The sequence below is a fragment of the Streptomyces deccanensis genome (assembly GCF_022385335.1).
Taxonomy (GTDB): Bacteria; Actinomycetota; Actinomycetes; order Streptomycetales; family Streptomycetaceae; genus Streptomyces; species Streptomyces deccanensis.
The window spans coordinates 96,097-113,643 of record NZ_CP092431.1 but is presented as its reverse complement, the minus strand read 5'-3'; the positions used below and the strand labels follow the sequence as shown (position 1 = coordinate 113,643).

General features: G+C 70.7%; 15 protein-coding genes. 12 read left to right on the top strand and 3 right to left on the bottom strand.

Annotation, left to right across the window (positions count from 1 at the left end; genetic code table 11):
• Positions 1-47 precede the first annotated feature (47 nt).
• Positions 48-920 (top strand): alpha/beta fold hydrolase, encoded by an 873-nt coding sequence (locus L3078_RS00530; RefSeq protein WP_239749649.1) that lies wholly within the window; start codon positions 48-50, stop codon positions 918-920.
• A 123-nt stretch (positions 921-1,043) separates the two neighbouring features.
• Here L3078_RS00530 and L3078_RS00525 read toward each other — a convergent pair whose 3' ends face one another.
• Positions 1,044-1,676 carry a TetR family transcriptional regulator gene (locus L3078_RS00525; protein WP_239749647.1) on the bottom strand — a complete coding sequence of 211 codons (633 nt, stop codon included), beginning with the start codon at positions 1,674-1,676 and terminating at the stop codon, positions 1,044-1,046.
• A gap of 91 nt (positions 1,677-1,767) precedes the next feature.
• On the opposite strand from L3078_RS00525, the gene L3078_RS00520 reads away from it, so the two are divergent.
• Together L3078_RS00520 and lpdA are read left to right on the top strand one after the other, a co-directional pair.
• Entirely contained in the window at positions 1,768-2,946 is a 1,179-nt protein-coding gene (locus tag L3078_RS00520) for a saccharopine dehydrogenase NADP-binding domain-containing protein (RefSeq protein WP_239749644.1), read from the top strand.
• Between the two features lie 166 nt (positions 2,947-3,112).
• On the top strand, positions 3,113-4,525 hold the full coding sequence (gene lpdA / locus L3078_RS00515; protein WP_239749604.1) for a dihydrolipoyl dehydrogenase: 1,413 nt from the start codon (positions 3,113-3,115) through the stop codon (positions 4,523-4,525).
• Between the two features lie 83 nt (positions 4,526-4,608).
• Here lpdA and L3078_RS00510 read toward each other — a convergent pair whose 3' ends face one another.
• Positions 4,609-6,081 carry an amidase gene (locus tag L3078_RS00510; protein ID WP_239749587.1) on the bottom strand — a complete coding sequence of 491 codons (1,473 nt, stop codon included), beginning with the start codon at positions 6,079-6,081 and terminating at the stop codon, positions 4,609-4,611.
• Positions 6,082-6,506: 425 nt separating this feature from the next.
• Here L3078_RS00510 and L3078_RS00505 point away from each other — a divergent pair, with 425 nt between their 5' ends.
• Positions 6,507-7,781: an MFS transporter gene (locus tag L3078_RS00505; protein ID WP_239749582.1), complete on the top strand. Its 1,275-nt coding sequence runs from the start codon at positions 6,507-6,509 to the stop codon at positions 7,779-7,781.
• Positions 7,782-8,090: 309 nt separating this feature from the next.
• Here the strand turns inward: L3078_RS00505 and L3078_RS00500 are convergent, their stop codons facing one another.
• A complete protein-coding gene (locus L3078_RS00500) occupies positions 8,091-9,047 on the bottom strand; it encodes a LysR family transcriptional regulator (RefSeq protein ID WP_239749578.1) in 957 nt (318 codons plus the stop codon).
• Between the two features lie 131 nt (positions 9,048-9,178).
• Between L3078_RS00500 and L3078_RS00495 the strand changes: the two genes are divergently transcribed.
• The 8 genes from L3078_RS00495 (at position 9,179) to L3078_RS00460 (ending at position 17,229) form a co-directional block, all read left to right on the top strand.
• Positions 9,179-10,165, top strand: coding sequence for a fumarylacetoacetate hydrolase family protein (locus tag L3078_RS00495; RefSeq protein ID WP_239749563.1), 987 nt, complete (start codon positions 9,179-9,181; stop codon positions 10,163-10,165).
• Positions 10,162-11,121: a cyclase family protein gene (locus tag L3078_RS00490; RefSeq protein ID WP_239749559.1), complete on the top strand. Its 960-nt coding sequence runs from the start codon at positions 10,162-10,164 to the stop codon at positions 11,119-11,121. The genes L3078_RS00495 and L3078_RS00490 overlap by 4 nt, the downstream gene beginning before the upstream one ends.
• Positions 11,122-11,298: 177 nt before the next feature.
• A complete protein-coding gene (locus L3078_RS00485; RefSeq protein ID WP_239749555.1) occupies positions 11,299-12,474 on the top strand; it encodes an FAD-dependent oxidoreductase in 1,176 nt (391 codons plus the stop codon).
• A gap of 32 nt (positions 12,475-12,506) precedes the next feature.
• Complete coding sequence (locus L3078_RS00480; RefSeq protein ID WP_239760153.1) at positions 12,507-13,520, top strand: amidohydrolase family protein; 1,014 nt, start codon at positions 12,507-12,509, stop codon at positions 13,518-13,520.
• Between the two features lie 12 nt (positions 13,521-13,532).
• Positions 13,533-14,471: a VOC family protein gene (locus L3078_RS00475; RefSeq protein WP_239749550.1), complete on the top strand. Its 939-nt coding sequence runs from the start codon at positions 13,533-13,535 to the stop codon at positions 14,469-14,471.
• Positions 14,472-14,531: 60 nt separating this feature from the next.
• Positions 14,532-15,503 (top strand): fumarylacetoacetate hydrolase family protein, encoded by a 972-nt coding sequence (locus L3078_RS00470; RefSeq protein WP_239749546.1) that lies wholly within the window; start codon positions 14,532-14,534, stop codon positions 15,501-15,503.
• Positions 15,500-16,321, top strand: a complete 822-nt coding sequence (locus L3078_RS00465; RefSeq protein WP_239749543.1) for an SDR family NAD(P)-dependent oxidoreductase — start codon at positions 15,500-15,502, stop codon at positions 16,319-16,321. The genes L3078_RS00470 and L3078_RS00465 overlap by 4 nt, the downstream gene beginning before the upstream one ends.
• Before the next feature lie 161 nt (positions 16,322-16,482).
• A complete protein-coding gene (locus tag L3078_RS00460; RefSeq protein ID WP_239749525.1) occupies positions 16,483-17,229 on the top strand; it encodes a FadR/GntR family transcriptional regulator in 747 nt (248 codons plus the stop codon).
• The last annotated feature ends 318 nt before the right edge of the window (positions 17,230-17,547 follow it).

Genomic DNA, 17,547 nt, shown 5'->3' with positions numbered 1-17,547 from the left:
TTAGCTTAACCGTCTAAGGCGGTTAGTCGTGCCGAGGAGGCGCAGTGATGGGGCAGCCGACAGTGACGACCGGGGTGACGCAGGTGGACGGGGTCCGCCTGCACCACGTCCGAGCGGGATCCGGCCCCCTGCTCGTGCTGCTCCACGGCTGGCCGCAGACCTCCGACTGCTGGCGGCCGGTGCTGGCGGATCTCGCGGCCGACCACACTGTCGTGGCGCCCGACCTGCGCGGCTACGGCCTGAGTGACAAGCCCACGGCCGGCTATGACAAGCGGCGCATGGCTGCCGACATCGCCGGTCTCGTCGAGGCGCTCGGTTTCGATAAGGCCGCGGTCGTGGGCCACGACCGCGGTGCCCGTGTGGCGCACCGGTGGGCGCTGGATCGCCCGGAGCAGGTGGAACGGCTCGCCGTACTCGACATCGTGCCGACCCGGGAGATGTTCCGTCGCCTTGATGCCTCCCTCGCCTCCGGATACTGGCACTGGCTGTTCCAGATGCAACCCGACCTGCCGGAGCGCCTCGTGGGACGCGACATCCGTGGATATCTCGAGTACTTCTTCGAGCGGTGGACCTACAACCGCCACGGTCTGACATCCGAAGCAGTCGACGCCTACGTCCGGGCGTTCTCCCGTCCGGGCGCCCTGCGCGCGAGTTTCGACGACTACCGCGCCATGGAGCAGGACGTCGCCCTCGACGACATCGACGCCGCCGAGGGTCGTCGTCTCACGATGCCGGTACTGGCGTTGTGGGGTTCCGTGGGGCTGCCCTCCCGCCTGCCGACGCTGGAGATCTGGCGCGAGTACGCGGACGACGTCACCGGCGCCGAGATCCCGGAGTGCGGTCACTTCATCCCGGAGGAGCAGCCGACAGCGATGCTGGCGCACCTGCGGCCTTTCCTGGCTGCCGGAAGGGCCGTTTAGCGCGGGTTGCGTACATGAGCGCATCGGCGATCTCCTTGGAGAGCCCCCAGGACCCAAGAGCGACGCCGAATGGCAGGAATGCCGGGAATGCCGACGGGACGCCCGTCAGGCATCGGGTTCGGATCAGCCGCGGGTGCTGATGCCGTCGGCCGCCAGGCCCGACATCAGCAGGGTGAGCGCGTGGAACGTCCTGGTCAGGGCCTCCTCCCGGTCCGCTGAGGCCGCGATGATCTGGTTGCCCTCGCACAGGCCGGCCAGCAGCAGTCGGGCGACAGTGGCGACCGGTACGTGCGGTTGCAGTTCACCGCGTTCGGCCAGGGCGGTCAGCAGCCGTTCGATGGGTGGCTGGGCGACGGTCTCGTTGATGTGCCGGTACTGCCCACCCAGGACCGAGGGGGCCTGGGCCATCAGCTCCCGGTGCAGGGGATCGTCGATGGTCCGCCGCAGGAAGGCGTGCGTGAGGTCGGCGACCGCGGTCATGGCGGGTTGCTCCGGGCCTGTCCCACGGATCGCCTCGCACGTCGTGTCGCTCAGGGCGCCGACCTGCCGCAGCAGTTCGGTGTAGAGCTCGGCGAACATCGCCTTCTTGTCCGGGAAGTGGCTGTAGAAGGTGCCCTTGCTCACCCGCGCCGCGCTGGTGATGGCCTCGACCGACGTGTCCGCGAACCCGTTGTCCACGAACAGTTTCCGTGCGGCCGTCACCAGGTCCGCCCGGGTCTGCTCCGCGTACATCTGTCGTCGGTTTGGCCCTCGCATGCGCACCATCGTATATTCAATGACCTCAGGTCAGTGAATGACCATGGGTCACTCGAATCGTGCCAGTGCCCTCCGGAAGGCAGGCGGAGCCGTGGAAAAGCGCAGGATCGTGTTGCTGGGTGCGACGGGGTACACCGGGCAGCGTGTGCTCCGGGAACTGCTCGCACGAGGGGAGAAGCCGACCCTGGTCGGGCGGAGCCGGACGAGGATGCTGGCCCTGGCCGACCGCTTCGAGGCGGACCTGCCGGTGGCCGAGATCGACGTCACCTCGACGGCCGACCTCACGCGCCTCCTGGAGCCGAGCGATGTCGTCGTCTCCACGATCGGCCCGTTCACGCGGCTCGGTATGGCCGCGGTCTCGGCTGCCGCGCGGGCGGGAGCCCACTACTTCGACTCGACGGGGGAGGGGACCTTCGCCCGCCGCGTCCTCCTCGAACTGGACGCCGTCGCGGCCGCCAGGGGAGCGACCCTCGTACCCGCGTTCGGCTACGACTACGTGCCGGGCAACCTCGCCGGCGCGCTCGCCCTGACGCGGGCGGGCCAGCGGGCACGCCACGTGGAGGCCGGCTACTTCATCACCCGTGCCGGGCAGGGAGACGAGCTGCTCTACCGGAGCACCCTGCGCGACGCGTACACCCTCACCACGGGAGGCACACGCCAGACGCTGGTCGCGGCGGCGGCCGAAGACGGGTTCGCCTACCGCAGGCCCCGCCCCTGGGCCGCCGCCCGTGTGGTCGACGAGCGCGTAGGCAAGCGGGTGCGTACCTTCCACTACGGCGGCGTGAAACGTACGGTCATGACCGTCCCGGGCACGGAGCATCTCGGACTGCCGGAGGTCTTCCCCCAGTTGGAGAGCGTCGAGGTGGGCCTCGGGTGGTTCGGACGGTGGACGCGCCCGGTGCAGACGGCCGCCACGCTCCAGGCGCCCTTGCTGCGCTCGGCGAAGGTGCGGGCCGCCCTGGAGCGGTGGTCCGAGCGGCTCCCGGGATCGCGACGCGAGCCGGACCCCGACGGCCGTTCCCTGGTGATCGCCGTCGCCCGCGACAGTCGGGGCCGGCCTCTGACCGTGACGGCGCTCACCGGACCCGATCCGTACGAGATGACGGCATCCCTCCTGGCCTGGGGCGCCGTCCACGCGGCACAGCCGGAAGCCGTCCTCGAGCCCGGCGCGCACGGCCCGGTCGCAGCCTTAGGCCTCGACACCCTCAGGCTCGGTGCCGCCGAGGCCGGAGTGCACGAAGTCGACGGGGCACCGGCCCGCCGTCGATGATGTGGGCGGGCATAGATCATCGCTGCGTGGCGCTGAAGCTGATGTCCGGCAAGCCGCTGCCGAGATGGTGGATGCCGCCGCTGGTGGGTTGGTGAACAGATCGTTCGATCGGGAGCGGGTGCGCCCCTCGCGGGGGCGGGCCGCCCCAGGGGAAAGGAAGCCGTCCATGGACGAGCAGGGTGAGCGCTTCGACGTCGTCGTACTCGGTGCGGGCCCCGGCGGATACGTCGCCGCCATCAGGGCCGCTCAACTGGGCAAGCGTGTCGCGGTCGTCGAGGAGAAGTACTGGGGTGGGGTCTGCCTGAACGTGGGCTGTATCCCCACCAAGGCGCTGCTGCGCAACGCCGAGCTCGCGCACATCTTCACGCGCGAGGCGAAGACCTTCGGCATCAGGGCCGAGGGCGAGGTCTCCTTCGACTACGGGGAGGCCTTCCGCCGCAGCCGGAAGGTCGCGGACGGCCGGGTCAAGGGCGTCCACTACCTGATGAAGAAGAACAAGATCACGGAGATCAGCGGGCGCGGCACCTTCCTCGACCCGAACACGCTCCAGGTGGCCGACTATGACGGCAACACCCGCACCATCGGCTTCGAGCATTGCATCATCGCCGCCGGCGCGACCCCCAGGCTGCTGCCCGGCACCCGCCGTACCTCGCGCGTGGTGACGTACGAGGAGCAGATCCTCGCCGAGGACCTGCCGGAGTCGATCGTCATCGCGGGCGCCGGCGCCATCGGCGTGGAGTTCGCCTACATCCTGCACAACTACGGCGTGAAGGTCACGATCGTGGAGTTCCTGGACCGGATCGCCCCGCTGGAGGACGCCGAGATCTCCGCCGAACTCGCCAGGCAGTACCGGAAGCTGGGCATCGACGTCCTCACCTCGACCCGTGTCGAGTCCATCGACGAGTCCGGTCCGCAGGTCCGGGTCACCGTCACCGGCAAGGACGGCGCCCAGCAGGTGCTGGAGGCCGACAAGGTGCTGCAGGCGATCGGCTTCGCGCCGAACGTCACCGGCTACGGCCTGGAGAACACCGGGGTGAGGGTCACCGAGCGCGGCGCGATCGATGTCGACGGCCGCTGCCGCACCTCCGTCCCGCACATCTTCGCCATCGGCGACGTCACCGCGAAGCTGATGCTCGCGCACGCCGCCGAGGCGATGGGCATGGTCGCCGCTGAGACGATCGCGGACGCGGAGACCATGGAGCTGGACTACGTGATGATCCCGCGCTCCACCTTCTGCCAGCCGCAGATCGCCAGCTTCGGCTACACCGAGGCGCAGGCGCGGGAGAAGGGCTTCGACGTCCAGGTCGTCAAGTTCCCCTTCACCGCGAACGCCAAGGCCCACGGCCTGGGCGACGCGAGCGGCTTCGTGAAGCTGATCAGCGACGCCAAGTACGGCGAACTCCTCGGCGGCCACCTCATCGGCCCGGACGTCACCGAACTCCTTCCCGAGCTGACCCTGGCCCAGCAGTGGGACCTCACGGTCCACGAGATCGCCCGCAACGTCCACGCCCACCCGACCCTCGGCGAAGCGGTCAAGGAAGCCGTCCACGGCCTCGCCGGCCACATGATCAACATGTAGAGGATGCGGTGGAATCCGGCGGCAGCCGTGACACGTCACGGGGCGGGTGGTGTGCGACGTCCCCTCGTGCCCGGGTCGGGCGGTCAGATCTGGACGAGGGCCGGAGGTGGCACGAAGCCGTCGACTTCCCTGCCGAGCAGGGCGGCGAATTCGATGGTGGTGAGATCGCCCCCGCTCGGGCCCATGGCCTGCAGACCGATGGGCAGTCCGCTCCTGCCCTTACGCACCGGGATGGTCGTCGCCGGCCCTCCGGAGACGTTGGCGACGGCGCTCCACTTGACCTGGTCCCAGTAAGGACGCCGTACACCGTCGACCTCGAACGGCCGCCCGAACCAGTCGATCAGTTTGTTGTGATGGGCGGGGGCGGCCGTCGGGGTGACCGGCATGAGCACGATGTCGAAGTCCTGGAAGAACTCGAACCAGCGCTGCCGGAGCTCGCCTCGCACCATGTGGGCCCGCAGCCAGTGGAAGTGGGACTGGACGGTTCCACGCAGGGCGGGTCCGGCGTCGCCCCACGGGCGCTGGACGAACCGGGCCAGCGTCGCGGCACTGGGGGCGGGGGAGAGGCCGGTGCGGTCGCCCGCGCCGAAGAGCAGGGGCGAAAAGGCCTTCCGGTGATTCGTCGCGAGGTCGACGGGGAGGCTCGCGGGCTGGACGGTGATCTTCGCACCGGCCGTACGGAGCACGGTGACCGCGTCGTCCACGGCCTGCCTGATGTCGTCGTCGACCGGACACGAGGGATCCTCACTCCAGACGGCGACCCGGAAGTCGGCGAGCCTGGTCGCGCGTGGCGGTGCGAGCGTGTAGCTGAAACCACCGTCGTAGTCGGCCGACCCGACCGTGGCCCGCAGGATCGGGACGAGATCACGGGCGTCCCGAACCTGTGCGCCGCCGCAGGCCATGTCGGCTTCGGTCCATCGTCCGGCGCCCGGGCCGTAGGGCACATGCCCGATGAGCGGTATCGACCGCCAGGTCGACTTGTGACCGTACAGGCCGTTGAAGTGGGACGGGATCCTGGTCGATCCACCGATCTCCGAGCCGAAGTCGAACGTGGTGAGGCCCGCGGCGGTGGCGACGGCGCCGCCGCCGGCGGATCCCCCCGAAGTGCGGGTGGTGTCCCACGGGTTCGACGAGGGACCGAACACCGGGTTGTCGGCCTGGACGTCCTGGTTGCCCGGAGGCATGTTGCTCTTGCCCATGATCACGGCACCGGCCGCGCGCAGCCGCTTGACCGCTTCGGCGTCCTGGTCGGGCACGTAGTCCTTCAGGTCCATGCGCCCGCAGACCGTGCGCATGCCGGCGGTCTCGTAGCTGTCCTTGACCGTGATCGGCAGGCCGTGCAGCGGACCGAGGTCCTGCCCCGCCGCCCGCGCGGCGTCTGCTTCTCCCGCCTCTCGGCGGGCACGTTCGGGGTCCAGGGTCACCACCGCGTTCAGTGCGGTGTTGTGGACGGCGATCCGCTCGAGATAGATCTCGACGAGTTCCCGGCTCGAGATCTCACCCGCGGCCAGGGCGCGTGACTGCTGCGCGGCGGACTGGAAGGGGACGTCACTCACGGGCATGCCTCATCTCTGACGCTGTCGGCGCCGCGTGGAATGGCGGTCGTAATATTACGTTCGGCAGACCATAGGCCGGGAGCGGGTGCAAGGCAACGCCCTTGCGGGTCCGCTGACGCGTGCGAGCGTTCCCCGGGCCCCGACCGGCCGTGTCTCCGGGGCATCGCCGCCCCCGCGAGCCTGGAACTCTCGACGTTCACGTCATCAGTGGTTCCTGATGGGCTCATCCACTGGGTGGATGGCACGGATACGGGATTCGGATCGCTCCGAGGATGGTGGCGGCGCTTCGGGCACCTCATAGTCGTCCCTACCGCACGCGCCCGCTGACGGGACAACGGCCCACGTGCGGCCACGCTCAGCATGCCGTGCGCCGTCGGTGCCCGTGAGCGGCATGTCTCTCCCGTACGCCCTCCCATGGAGTCGCCATGCCTGGTTCCGCCCCGCTGTCTCCCCCTGCGGTCGACGATGTCGCTCCGTCGCCTCTCGCCGTCTCGGGACCGGCCCATCTGCTGCGGGTGACACTGCTGATGGCGGGCAGTTGTCTGCCGATCCTGGGAGCCGTGCTGATCGCCCCGGTGCTGCCGAAGATGCAGGACCACTTCGCGGCGGTCCCGGGGGCCGAGGCACTGGTGCCCCTCGCCCTGACCGTCCCGGCGCTGGCGCTGGCCCTGCTCGCCCCGTTCGCCGGCGTGATCGTGGACCGGCTGGGCCGCAAGCGCCTGCTGATCGTGGCGACCGTTCTGTACGCCGTGTTCGGAACCGCCCCGCTCTACCTCGACTCGCTGGGCGCCATCATCGCCGGCCGCGCGCTGGTGGGCGTCGCCGAAGCCGCGATCATGACGTGCTGCACCACGCTGATCGGCGACTACTACACCGGTCGGCAGCGGGTGAAGTACCTCGCCCTGCAGACCATGTGCGCCTCCGCCTCGGCCACCGTCTTCTTCGCGATCGGCGGTGCCGTCGGCTCGGCCGGCTGGAAGGCGCCCTTCTGGATCTACGCCGTGAGCCTCGTCCTCGCCCCGCTGATGGCCTCCGCGCTGCCCAGCCCGGTCACCCGCGCGGCCACCGACGACACCCCGGCATACACGGCGACGGTGCCGGCCCTACGCGCCTTCCCCTGGCGGCAGATGGCGGGCATCTGTGCCCTGACCTTCTTCGGCGCGATGGTCTTCTACACCGTCCCGGTCGAGATGGCGTACCTCCTCGACGACCTCGGTGTGGAGAGCACGGGCGTCATCGGTCTGGCCACGGCGGTCGCGAGCGCCGCCACGGTGGGTGGAGCGGTCACCTTCGCCCGGCTGAAGCGCTCCCCGGACCCGATGCTGCCCGCGGTTCTCGGCGTCTGCGCGGTCGGCTTCGGGGTGATGTTCCTGGCCAACGACGTGCCGCTGCTGGTCGTCGGAGCGGTGGTCAACTGTGTGGGCACGGGCATGCTGTTGCCCGCCCTGCTCACGAGCGCGATGTCCCGGCTGGCGTTCGAGGACCGCGGTCGTGGCACGGGGTTGTGGATGGCGGCCTTCTTCGGCGGTGAGTTCGTCTGCCCGCTCGTCCTGCTGGCCGGTGAGTCGGCGGTCGGCAGTCTCGCCGGTGCGGTGGGCGTGTTGGGGCTGGCCGCCGCGCTCGTCGCGGCGGGGCTGGCCGTGGTGCGTCGGCGCGTCGGTGGTGCTGGTCCCCGGCCGCTGCCGGAGCAGTTGGGCTGAGTGGGGATGTCGCCCCCGCCGCCCCTACCCGTCCCATCCCCAGGGGCTCCGCCCCTTCGACCCCGGGGTGGTCTGTCGGCCGCGGGTGGGGTGTGGCTGGTCGCGTGGTTCCCCGCGCCCCTGACGGGGCGCGGGGACTGGTTCTGGCGGGGGGCGGGGGCCGGTCCTGGCGGGGCGTGGGGACCGGTTCTGGCCGGGCGTGTGGAACCAGCCCTGACGGAGCGTGGGAACCAGCCCTTACGGAGCGCGGGGTCCGGCCCTGGCGGGGTGTGGGGCTCACGGGTCAGCGACCCGAGACCCCCTCTGCCGCTACCCTGCCGACCCCCCGCCCCGCACGGCGGAGCCGGCCTGCTCCGGGCCGTTGCCCGTCAGCGTCGCGCCCACCTCCACCGCCTTCTGCCGCAGCCAGATGTGGGCCGCGTCCTGGGTGTGTACGGGATGCCACCACAGCGCCTCCTGAACCGGTACCGCCTCGAAGGGGCAGGGCAGGACGCGCACCGCCGCGGAGTGGACCGCCTTGCGGGCCAGACGTTCTTGGATCATCGCGACCCGGCGGGTGCCTTCGACCATGTGCGGCAGCAGCTGGAACGTCTGCACCGAGACCTCCACCCGGGGGCTGATGCCGAGCATGCTGAGCTGGCGGGCGGCCGGGGCGTCGTAGGGGCGCTGGTAGACGGCCCAGGGCAGGGTGGCGAGCTGGGTGAGGGTGAGGCTGTCGCCGATCTCGGGGTGGTCGTCGGCGACGAGGCACAGCCAGCGGTCCTGGTGGAGGTCGACGGCGGGGAAGCCGTCGATGACGCCGTGCGGCATCAGCAGGCCGTCGACGGTACTGAGTACGGTCGCGGTGTTCTCCACGACGCTGGGTGCCGGGTGCTGGAAGGTCAGCCGGACGCCCGGTGCCTCCAGGTGCAGGGCGCGGGCGAGGGCGGCGCCGAAGACGGCGGCGCCGTAGTCGGAGGCGAGCAGGGTGAACTCGCGGGTCTCAGCGGCCGGGTCGAAGTCGGCCTGGCTGGCGAAGACGCGTTCCAGCAGGTCGCACGCAGTGGCGCTGCGGTCCCGGAGGGCCACGCCGAGCGGGGTCAGTTCGTAGGCGTTTCCGGTCCGGGAGAGCAGTTCGTCGTCGAAATGCCGGCGGAGCCGGGACAGCGCCGCGCTCATGGCGGGTTGGCTCAGTCCGACACGCTCGCCGGCCCGGGTGACGTTGCGCTCCTCCAGCAGGGCGCGCAGGGCGACGACGAGATTGAGGTCGAGTCGCGACAGGTTCATGCGGCACCGCCTGGCATCAGCGAAAAGGTCGAAAAGTATTCACGGCGTGGATGACCACCATCCACAGGATTCATTTCCGCGATCACATGATCCCGGTCAGAGTAGTCCGCAACTCAGCAGGAGGACATCTCATGGCAACACTCACGCAATCGGCCCGCCCCTTCGCGCTCGGCACCCTCTCCCAGCCGGGCGACAGCCCGTTCCCCGGCCTCGTGGTCGGGGGTCGTGTGCTGGACCTGGGCCGGGCCCTGGCCTGGAAGCCGGCCGATGTGCGTGCGGTGCTGGAGCGGTGGGAGGAGACCCTGCCGGTCCTGCGCGTCCTCGCGGGTGAAGACGCGCTGGAGTGGCGGCCGCTCGACGGCCTGAGGGTGCACGCACCGGTCGAGCCCCGGCAGGTCTTCCAGTCCGGCGCCAACTACCGCCAGCACGTGATCGACCTGGAGGTGGCCCACCGCTCCTCGGACGACCCCCGCACCGTCGAGGAGGCACGCGCAGAGATCGCCGCGGTCATGGACCGCCGGGCCGCCGAGGACCTGCCGTACGTCTTCATCGGCCTGCCGAGTGCGATCACCGGCCCGTACGACGATGTCGTCCTCCCGGCATGGGCCGAACAGCCCGACTGGGAGCTGGAGTTGGCGGCCGTCATCGCCAGACCTGCCCACCGGGTGTCCGTCGAGAAGGCCTTGGAGCACGTCGCCGGTTACACGATCGCCAACGACCTCACCGACCGCGCCACCGTCTTCCGCCGTGACATGAAGGCCATCGGCACCGACTGGCTGCGCTGCAAGAACGCCCCCGGCTTCACCCCGCTCGGGCCCTGGATCGTCCCCGCCGGGGCGATCACGGACCCGGGCGACCTGCGGGTCACGCTGAAGCTGAACGGCGAGATCATGCAGGACGAGTCGACCAAGGACATGCTCTTCGGCGTCGCGCGACTGGTGTCGTACATCTCGCAGACATCCCAACTCCTCCCCGGCGACCTGGTGCTCACCGGCAGCCCGGCCGGCAACGGCATCCACTGGGGCAGGCTGCTGCGCGACGGCGATGTGATGGAGGGCTCGATCACCGGGCTGGGCACCCAGCGCACCCGATGTGTCGCCGAGGAGCACGGCGCATGATCGACCGTACGGATCCCGAGGGCGCGATCGCCGAGGCCGCGAAGGCGTACTCGAACTGGGGCCGCTGGGGCGACGACGACGTCCTCGGCACCCTCAACTTCCTCACCGAGGACAAGCGGCGCGAGGGCGCCGCGCTCGTCCGGCGCGGAGTGAGCTTCTCGCTCTCCCAGCGCTTCGACATGAACGGCCCGCAGAAGGGCTGGCGGCGCCGCACCAACCCGGTCCACACCATGCTCGACACGGGCACCGACGCCGCCCTCGGCAACCAGGGCTTCCCGCACGGCATCGGCGGGGCCGACGACGTGATCGCGATGCCGCTCCAGTGCTCGACCCAGTGGGACGGACTCGGGCACATCTTCGACCACGGCTTCGCGTGGAACGGGCGCCGCGCCGACAAGGTGGTCACCTCCGACGGAGACCTGGTCACCGGCATCGAACACATGGCGCCGCACATCGCCGGGCGCGGGGTCCTCCTCGACGTGGGACGAGTGATCGGCTCCCAGGGCGAGTTGCCCGACGGCTTCGCCGTCACCGAGGAGCACCTGACCACGACCGCCGAGGCGCACGGCGTGAGCGTGGGCCGCGGGGACATCGTCGTCGTACGCACCGGGCAGCTGGCCCGGGTGCGCCGCGACGGGTGGGGTGAGTACGCCGGTGGGCCCGCGCCCGGGCTGTCGTTCACCACCGCAGGCTGGCTCCACCGCACCGAGATGGCCGCCGTCGCCACCGACACCTGGGGCTTCGAGGTCCGGCCCAACGAGTTCGACCACGCCTTCCAGCCGCTGCACCAGGTCGTCATCCCCCACATGGGCCTGGTGATCGGTGAGATGTGGGACCTCGACGCGCTCGCCGAGGACTGCGCGGCCGACGGCGTGTACGAGTTCTGGCTCACCGCCGCCCCGCTGCCCATCACCGGAGCCGTCGGCTCCCCGGTCAACCCGATCGCCGTCAAGTAGCCCGCAGAACCGGCCGGATGCGTCCGTCCCCGGACAGTGGCGACGCAACTGGCCCCCTCCTCCGCTCCACCCGCCGACGGGTGAGGCACCCAAGTCCCCTGGCCCGCGTTCGCGCGGGCGAGCCGCACACAGCCGCCCGTAGCCGCGCGGCCCCGAACCTCGGGAGGTATCCCCGACATGGCAGACAGCCCCACCTCGCCCCGCCGCTCTCGACCGAGCCCGCCCGAGACGACCCCCACCGTCCTCGTCATCGGCGGAGGCGCCTCCGGCAACGCCGTGACCATCCTGTTGCGCCGCGCCGGCCTCGCCGTGGACCTGGTCGAGGCCAAGCCCGACTGGAACGTCACCACCGGCTCCGGCATCACCCTCCAGGGCAACGCCCTGCGCGTCCTGCGCGAACTGGGCGTCTGGGAGCAGGTGAGCGCCTCCGGACACGCCTTCGGCACCCTGGGCATCACCACCCCCGACGGCACGGTGCTGCACGTCGCCGAGGACATCAGGACCGGCGGTGACGACCTGCCCGCCACCCTCGGCATGCAGCGCCCCCAGCTCCAGCGGATCCTCATCGACGCGGTCCGCGCCTCCGGCGCCACCGTCCGCCTGGGCATCACCGCCGAGGCCCTGGAGCAGGATGCCGAAGGCGTCTCGGTGCGCTTCGGCGACGGCAGCGAGGGCCGCTACGACCTGGTGATCGGCGCCGACGGCCTGGGCTCCGCCACCCGGGCCGCGATCGGCATCACCGACAAACCGGAGCCGACCGGGATGGCCATCTGGCGCGTCGCGGCCCCGCGCCCCGCGGGCGTGGACCGCACCGACCTCGCGTACGGCGGGCCGGCCTACATCGCGGGCTACACCCCCACCAGCGAAAACACCCTGTACGCGTTCGTCGTCGAGGCCTGCCGTGACCGCGCCTCGATCGACCCGTCCTCCTACGCCGACGAGATGCGCCGCGCCGCGCAGGGGTACGGCGGGTTCTGGCCGGAGATCGCCCGGCACATCACCGACCCGCGGAAGGTCAACTACACCTGGTTCGACCGCCTGCTGGTCGAGGGCTCCTGGCACCGGGGCCGCGTTGTGCTGATCGGTGACGCCGCCCACTGCTGCCCGCCCACCCTCGCCCAGGGCGCGGCCATGTCCCTGGAGGACGCCCTCGTCCTCACCGAGCTGCTCACCAGCGGCCGGAACTGGGACGACGAGCTGTTCCAGAGCTACTACGAGCGCCGCGTCGCCCGAGTGCGGACCGTCGTGGAGGCGTCCGTACAGATCGGGCAGTGGCAGCTGGAGGGGGTGCACGACGCCGACGTGCCGGGTCTGATCGGCCGCACCATGAACCTGCTGAAGGAACTGCCGTGACGGCGCCCACGCCGGACGTGCCCACGCCCGACATGCCCACGGTGAATGTGCACGTGCCCACGGTGGACGTGCACGCGCACCTCCTGCTGCCCGAGGTCGACGCCCTGGTGGCGGACCTGCCGGGATTCGTCGAGGCCCGCGCTCTCGACGCTCGCCGCAACGGCCCCGCCGCGCTCGCCGTCAGCGGCCCGATGGTCCGCGAACGCGCCCCGAGGATGATCGACGTCACCGCACGGCTGGCCGCGATGGACGCCCAGGGCGTGGACGTCCAACTCGTCAGCCCGTCCCCGTCGCACTACCACTACTGGGCGGACATGGAGACGGCCGAGAAGGTCTACCGGCTCGCCGCCGAGGCCACGGCCGCCCACTGCGCCCAGGCACCCGACCGCCTGCACGGACTAGGACTCGTTCCCCTGCAACACCCCGAGCAAGCCGTACGCGCCCTCGAACACGCCCTGGAACTCGGCCTGTCGGGCGTCGAGATCTCCAGTCACGCCCCCGGCCGCGAACTCTCCGACCCGGCCTACGAACCCTTCTGGACCCGGGCCGAGGAGACCGGGGCGCTCCTCTTCCTGCACCCCTTCGGCTGCACGCTCGACGACCGCCTCGACCAGTGGTACCTGTCCAACGTCGTCGGCCAGCCGGTGGAGAACGCGGTCGCGCTGTCGCACCTGATCTTCTCCGGCGTGCTGGACCGGCACCCGGGCCTGAAGGTGATCGCAGCCCACGGCGGCGGCTACCTGCCCACCCACATCGGCCGCTCCGACCACGCGTGGTCGGCCCGCTCCGACGCGAGCGCAGGCTGCGCCCACCCGCCCAGCAGCTACATCAGACGCCTCTACTTCGACTCCCTCGTCCACGACCCGCACGTCCTGCGGGAACTCGTCCGGGTGGCGGGCGCGGACCGGGTCCTGCTCGGCTCCGACTACGCCTTCGACATGGGCGCCGAGGACCCGCTCGCTGCACTGCGCGCGGCGCGGCTGCCCGACCCCGACTTCCACGCCGTCCGCGGCGGCAACGCAGCAGCCCTGCTCGACCTCACCTGAAAAGGGACCCCCATGACCAACCGTCTGCTCACCCACCTCAGGCACGTCGACCTCGCCGTGCCCGACTACGACAAGCAACTCGACTTCTACGCCGGTGTCTGGGGCCTGACCAAGGTCGCCGAGGACTCCGGCATCTCCTTCCTCGCAGCCGAGGGCAGCCCCGAGCAGTACGTCGTCCGGCTGCGCAAGGCCGACGAGAAGCGGCTCGACCTGGTCTCCTACGGGGCCGCGAGCACGGCCGACGTGGACACCCTCGCCGAGCAACTGCTCGCGGGCGGCGTGCGGTTGATCTCCCGACCGGGCAAGGTCGAGACACCCGGCGGCGGTTACGGCTTCCGATTCTTCGACGTCGACGGCCGCACCATCGAGGTCTCCGCCGATGTCGAGGTGAGGCAGCACCGCAAGATCGAGGAGAAGGAGTCGATCCCGGTCAAGCTCTCCCACGTCGTCCTCAACTCGCCGGACCTCGACAGGACCCGCGACTGGTACGCGTCGCACCTCGGCTTCCGTCTCTCCGACACCCTCAGCTCGCCGCACATGGGCGAGGTCATGCACTTCATGCGGATCAGCAACCAGCACCACTCCATGGCCATCGCCAAGGGCCCGCACACCTCCCTGCACCACGTCTCCTTCGAGATGCGGGGCATCGACGAGTACATGCGCGGCTCCGGCCGCGTGATCCGGGCCGGCTTCAAGAAGGTCTGGGGCCCCGGCCGGCACATGGCGGGCGACAACACCTTCACGTACTTCCTCGACCCGCACGGCAACACCGTCGAGTACACGACCGAGCTGGAGCTGCTGGACGAGGACACCTGGCATCCCCACGTCTACGACTTCTCGAAGCCCGAGGTCACCGACCAGTGGGGCACCGCCAACCCGATGAACGAACTGGTCGCGAAGGAGTCGTTCAACGACGTCGACCGCGGCGTCTTCGTCGCCCCGCCGGTCTGACCCCCGCCCCCCGCCACGCCCCCGGCCCTCGTGTTCGACCTCCTGCCGACAGGACCCACCATGCGTTTCGCCACCTACGAGTACCGCGACCGACACCATGTGGCGGTCGTCGAAGAGGACGGCACGCTCCGTCCACTGCCAGGCGTCCACTCCCTGGCCGGCCTGCTCGCCGAGGCGGGCGGCCTGCACGAACTGCTGGGCTCGGGCTCCGATCTCCCCGGCGTCCCGGCCGGCCCCCATGTCTCCGAGGTACGGCTGCTGGCCCCGCTCCAGCCGCCCACCGTGCGGGACTTCGTCACCTTCGAGGAACACGTCGAGGGCGTACGGCGGTCCGTGGACGGCGCGACCGGTGTTCCGGAGCGGTGGTACGCGGCCCCGACGTACTACTTCGCCAACCCCTACGCGGTGTACGGCCCGCACGACGACATCCCCATGCCACCGGGGTCGAGCGTCCTCGACTTCGAACTGGAGGTCGCGGTGGTGATCGGCAAGGAGGGCCGGGACCTCACCCCCGAGCAGGCCCGTGACCACATCGTCGGCTACACGGTCTTCAACGACTGGTCCGCCCGCGACCTGCAGTCCGCCGAGATGAAGGTCGGCCTCGGCCCCTGCAAGGGCAAGGACACCGCCACCACGCTGGGCCCGTACCTGGTCACCGCCGACGAGCTGGAGCGGTACCGCGACGCCGACGGCTTCCTGCGGCTGGCGCTCACCGCCGAGGTCAACGGCGAGGTGGTGGGCACGGACCTGCTGTCCAACATGAGCTGGACGTTCGAGGAGATGGCCGCGTACGCCTCGCGCGGCACCTGGGTGCGCCCCGGTGACGTCCTCGGCTCAGGCACCTGCGGCAACGGTGGCTGCCTCGCCGAACTGTGGGGCGTACGGGGCAGACAGGACCCGCCGCCGCTGAAGCCCGGCGACACGGTCACGCTCACCGTCGAGGGCATCGGCAGCACGTCCAACACCGTGGTGGCCGGCGCCGACGTCGTGCCGGTTCCGGCCGGCCGGCGCCGCTCGCGGGAGCGGCCGTGAACGAGGCGCGTCCCCAGCGACTGCTGGGCAAGGTCGTCGTGGTCACGGGCGCGGCGCGCGGCCAGGGCGCGGCGGAGGCCGAGGCGCTGACCCGCGAGGGCGCCCGGGTGATCGCCACCGACGTGACGGAGACGGCAGACTGCCGCCGGCTCGACGTCACCAGCGAGCAGGACTGGGCGACACTCGCCGCCGACCTGCGCGAGGCGTACGGACAGGTCCACGGCCTGGTCAACAACGCGGGCGTCACCTGGCGCGCCCGGATCGACGACGTACGCCCCGAGGACATGGCCCGGGTCCACGCCGTGAACGTCACCGGTCCGCTGCTGGGCATCCAGCACCTGGCGCCCCTGATGAACCCGGGGGCGTCCATCGTCAACGTCGGTTCCTCGGCGGCCCTGACCGCCCACTACCCGGTGGCGTACACCGCCAGCAAGTGGGCGCTGCGCGGGTTGTCGAGGACCGCCGCGATGGAGCTGGGGCCGCGCGGCATCCGCGTGAACACCGTCCACCCCGGTTTCATCGAGACCAGCATGACCGCCTCAGCGGCGCCCGCGTTCCGCTCGGCCAACCTGCGCGAGACACCGCTGGGCCGCACCGGAACCGTCGACGACATCACCCCGCTCATCACCTTCCTCCTCTCCGACGACTCCGCCTTCATCAGCGGGGCCGACATACCGGTCGACGGCGGCTTCACCGCGCACGGAGGAGCCAAGCCGATCTCGGACGCCCTATGGCCGACGCCGCCTACGCGGGCGCGCTGGTCGACTGGGCAAAGAACGTCTCGACATCAAGGTCAAGGCAATCCGGGGATCTCGTGAGCCCGACGGCACTGCCGGGACCACTCAAGGCCCGGTACCGGGTCCTACCGGGCCCGTCCTGACCGGTGCCTCTTCCGGAGGGCTGATCCGGTCACCGGGTCACCGGTTTGCCGGTGGCGACTAGAGTAGGGAGGCCTTCGACCAGACCAGAAAGCGATGCCATGGCCGCCGAACTGTCCAGGATCAACGTGGAGCCGCGGGAACCATTGGCGTCCGAGGTGTCGCGCAGGCTGATCGACTATCTCATGTCGGGTGACGTCGCTCCGGGCGACCGGATCCCGTCCGAACGGCAGCTCACGGAGATGCTCGGCGTCAACCGGCCGACGGTCCGCGAGGCGATCAAGTCACTGGGGTTCCTGGGGCTGTTGGAGGTCCGGCAGAGCAGCGGTACGTACTTCCGCGGCCCCGACTCGGACGTCCTGTACCGCCTTTTCGAGCTCGGGCTCGTGCTGGGCGAACGCGGTTCGAAGGATCTGCTCGAGGCGCGCGCCGAGCTGGAGACCCTGGTCGCGGGGCTGGCCGCCGATGTGATCGACGACGACGGCGTCGCGGTACTGCACGGGTGCCTGGAGACCATGCGTACCTGCGCGGACGAGGACTTCGCGGCAGCCGACATGGCGTTCCACGCGGCCGTCGCCGATCTGTGCGGCAATGTCGTCCTGCGGGACATGCTCAGGGGCCTGCGGCGCATGATCCAACGGGGCTGGATCGAACGCACGGGGACCACCCGTAGCCGTCAGGTCGCCTACGACGACCATGTCCCGATCCTCGCGGCGATCGAGCGGCGCGACGCCGAGGCCGCCCGCGAGGCCATGGCCGCCCACATGGAGGGCGCGACCCAGCGGCTCCTCACGGCGCTGGAGCGGCAGGGGCAGGGGCAGGGGCAGGGGCAGGGTAAAGAGGGCTGAACCCTGCGCGACTGATCAAGGGCCCTTGTCGGGTACGACGATGTAAGCGGCCGTCGGGTGAGATGGGCACGGGGTGCGGCTTGACGCCGGTCTGCTTCGGGGCCGAGGCTCCCGTTTTCCAGGATCGGCAGGGTCACCACGCTGCCCGAGGAGCGGTTGGCCGGTCGGGTTCTCCAGTTCGACGGTCTGGAGCAGGGTCCAGGTGTGCCCGTCAGGGGAGACGTCGTACACCTCGGCCGCGGTGCGCGAGCTTACGTAGGCGACGGATCGACTGCGGCGGGGCGGTGGCGTGCAGCGCCCCCATGGCGGCGAGCGGGA